Source organism: Microseira sp. BLCC-F43 (genome assembly GCF_041929235.1).
Taxonomy (GTDB): Bacteria; Cyanobacteriota; Cyanobacteriia; order Cyanobacteriales; family Aerosakkonemataceae; genus Microseira.
Map to the genome: position 1 here is coordinate 1 of NZ_JBHFNP010000222.1, position 3,015 is coordinate 3,015.

The 3,015-nt window shown below is 44.0% G+C and carries 4 protein-coding genes; 2 read left to right on the plus strand and 2 right to left on the minus strand.

Features of this window, described 5'->3' with window-relative positions; all coding sequences use genetic code 11:
• Positions 1 to 132: 132 nt before the first annotated feature.
• Both ACE1CM_RS29400 and ACE1CM_RS29405 read right to left on the minus strand, forming a co-directional pair.
• Positions 133 to 1,005: a tetratricopeptide repeat protein gene (locus ACE1CM_RS29400; RefSeq protein WP_374882399.1), complete on the minus strand. Its 873-nt coding sequence runs from the start codon at positions 1,003 to 1,005 to the stop codon at positions 133 to 135.
• A gap of 112 nt (positions 1,006 to 1,117) precedes the next feature.
• A complete protein-coding gene (locus ACE1CM_RS29405) occupies positions 1,118 to 1,543 on the minus strand; it encodes a hypothetical protein (RefSeq protein ID WP_374882396.1) in 426 nt (141 codons plus the stop codon).
• Positions 1,544 to 1,829: 286 nt separating this feature from the next.
• On the opposite strand from ACE1CM_RS29405, the gene ACE1CM_RS29410 reads away from it, so the two are divergent.
• Together ACE1CM_RS29410 and ACE1CM_RS29415 are read left to right on the plus strand one after the other, a co-directional pair.
• A complete protein-coding gene (locus ACE1CM_RS29410) occupies positions 1,830 to 2,276 on the plus strand; it encodes a hypothetical protein (RefSeq protein WP_374882397.1) in 447 nt (148 codons plus the stop codon).
• Positions 2,273 to 2,782 (plus strand): DNA-binding protein, encoded by a 510-nt coding sequence (locus tag ACE1CM_RS29415; RefSeq protein WP_374882398.1) that lies wholly within the window; start codon positions 2,273 to 2,275, stop codon positions 2,780 to 2,782. Before ACE1CM_RS29410 ends, ACE1CM_RS29415 begins: the two co-directional genes overlap by 4 nt.
• The last annotated feature ends 233 nt before the right edge of the window (positions 2,783 to 3,015 follow it).

Genomic DNA, 3,015 nt, shown 5'->3' on the forward strand with positions numbered 1-3,015 from the left:
ATTATAATCTACTGGCTTTGACCTAGATGATAATATTGATTAATCTTAACTAATATTGACGGCAGATAAATCTGCTCGTGTCGCGTTTGGGCCCCGCAATGAATTGACGGGGCTACCACGCTCCCGTAATTTTTAGGTGTGTAAGGCGTAATCGCTGAGATGCGAGTAAACTATCGCTGTAGTGGGATTGAGTAGCTGTTTCATTTCTTGCCATGTGGGTGATGTTTCATCCCACCCAGCTAGCAACCAAGATAAGCAGGCATTTTTTCCCTGTTCTGCTAATTCTAAGGCGGCGCACCAATTCCCAGATTGCACGGCGATATCAACTGTCAATTGTTGGATCCAGGAATATTTTAGTTGCAGTTTTGTTTGACTAGCTTCAGAGTGGTTTGATGATTCAATAAAGCGCCGTAACGTATCAGTATTTTTGCGCTGGAGTTCTTCGGCTTTTACAGTTTTTCCCCAGTTTAGATAAAGGCGAGTCAAATATCGCAAAATCTCTAAATGAGCTTCTGGGAAATCTTCTAATGTCAGAGTTTTTAGTGCTTCGTTGAATTCGGTTACAGCTTGGGGGTAATAGGTGTGTCCTTGGGAGTAGTGCGCTTTACCTATGGCATGATGTAACCTGCCCCAAATTTCGGGATGTGTGTCTTGGAGACAATATTTTAAGCCTTCTTCATAGCTTGCTAATGCGCCCTGATAACCGCGTTGGTTGAGATGAGGATTTTTGCTGGCGATGGGACTTTGGGAAGCGAGCAAGGGATTACAAATAGCTGAATTCCCGGCAGCAAGACCCCGGTGGTACCAAGCTGCGTGGTAATCTGGTTTAAATTTCAAAGCTTGGTCAAAAGATGCGATCGCTTGTTCATATCTTCCTAAATCACTTAGCCAAATACCCCGCATGAACCAAACTCCGTCGTCATCGGGTTTTAATTTCAAAGCTTCGTCATAGCAAGCGATCGCTTCTTGCGATCTTCCTAAAGTCCATAGCGCCAAACCTCGGATGAACCGAGCTTTGTGCTAATCTGGTTGAATTTTTAAAGCTTGGTCATAAGATATGAGCGCACCTAAAAAATCTCCACCAACATGTTGCTGCAAACCTCGCTCATACCAAACCTTAGCCTCTCCTACCTCTTCCTCTGCGTCCTCTGCGTCCTCTGCGGTTCAATTCCCTCAACCTTCTGCCAACATCACCCGCAACCTTTGACAACTCCCCAACATCCAACTCACCCAACTGCACCATCCGCATTGCTAACTCAGAATTCGCTGCATCTGACGCCAACAACCTTTCGCCAAACCGCTGCAACCAAGCCACCAACTCCGCCGCAGTAATATTTTTTAAGATCAAAAAGCCCTGCACATTGCCTCGACTCCAGCCATCATTCACCCCTGCCAAGAGTTCGAGAAAGAAAGATTCATACTCGATATCTGTCAGTATTTGCCGCTGTTTTACAGTTCCATTTCCCACATTTGGCGCATTAGTTGGAGTTCCCAACCACCGCCGTAACAAGCTTTTCAGCCACCGCCAAACCCGCTTGAGCATCTGCCTTTGGTATTAATTTTATTCCGATATAGCGATTCTAATAAATTGCTACAGGAGGCGGCTGGGGGATTGCGGAAAAGTTGGAATTTGGCTTGGGGGAAGGTTGAGTCGCCTTGAAGAGGACGCGGCGACACGGGGACGCTCCTGACGCGGCGAAACCCATGCCTAAAGTCAGTAGCCGCAATTTTAATCGTTCTGTGCTTTGTTTGTATAGCCGCGAGGCTGATGATACCGATTGTGGTAGGCTGCTAACCGTATAATTTAATCTGTGTTAGGGTGTGAGAAAGTGATTCCCGAATTTGACGAACATGGTAACTTACCACCAGGCGTACATTTTTGCGAATGGCAGGAATTTGTCGAGAGATTTGCGACAACAGAGCAAAGATATTTCTTGATACAAGGTTTGCAGATGGCAATCGAGCAATTAAAAGCAGCGGGTTGCCGGACAATTTATATCAATGGCAGCTTTGTTACCAGTAAATTAAGACCTCAAGATTTTGATGCCTGCTGGGATAGAGAAGAGGTCGATACAGATTATCTCAGAATCCATGCTCCCAGATTACTTAACCATTATGACCGCGCTGGACAGAAAGCTAGATACAAGGGAGAAATCTTTCCATCAGATCAACCCATAGGGAATTACGGAATGAATTCTTTTGAATTATTTCAGCGGGATAGAGATCAAAATAAAAAAGGTATCATTGCCATAGATTTAGTGAGGTGGGAACCATGATTAAAAACGACAAACAGTATGAATTTACTCAACATCTCGCAGAGAGATTTGAAAAATCTATAGCCGCAATGGATAGAGATGAAGAACGGAAAAAAAATGACCCTGACGGATGGGAACTTTTACGAAGTGCCTCCCAATGTCATCTCGATAAATTGAGATCTGAAATCGCCGAATATGAAATGCTCATATCCCACGATAGTCATAGGCCAATCGTGCTAGAACTGGAAGAACTTTATTATCTACCTCAAATTCTGATTAAAGCGCGGATAGCGGCGAAACTGAGCGAAAAAGAACTGGCGGCTTTAACTGGACTCACAGAAGAACAAATTAAGAGCTACGAACATAATGACTATGAAAATGCTAGCTATGTTCATGTCGGATTTGTGATGGATGCACTCGATATAAAAATTCAAAAATGTCAGTTTTTAATTCCTTTGGATACCTTGAGGAGAAAACCTTTTAATAAAGAGGATTTCCTATCTTCATCTCGGAAAAATAAGCAGTAGGATGTTGACGGCGCGGATTCCCTTTTTTCGGTTGCGTAGATGGAGATATTGCGCTTACCTCAACACCCGCCAGGAAATCAATTTCCACAGCTATAGCGCAAGTCCACTTAAGTGGACTGAAAAACAGCATTCAGTCCTCTTTCAGAGGACTTTAGCTATTAGCCAGGGGTTTTAACCCCTGGTGGGTGATGCGACTGTTCAACCATCAAGGATTTAAGCAGTAGGGTGCGTTA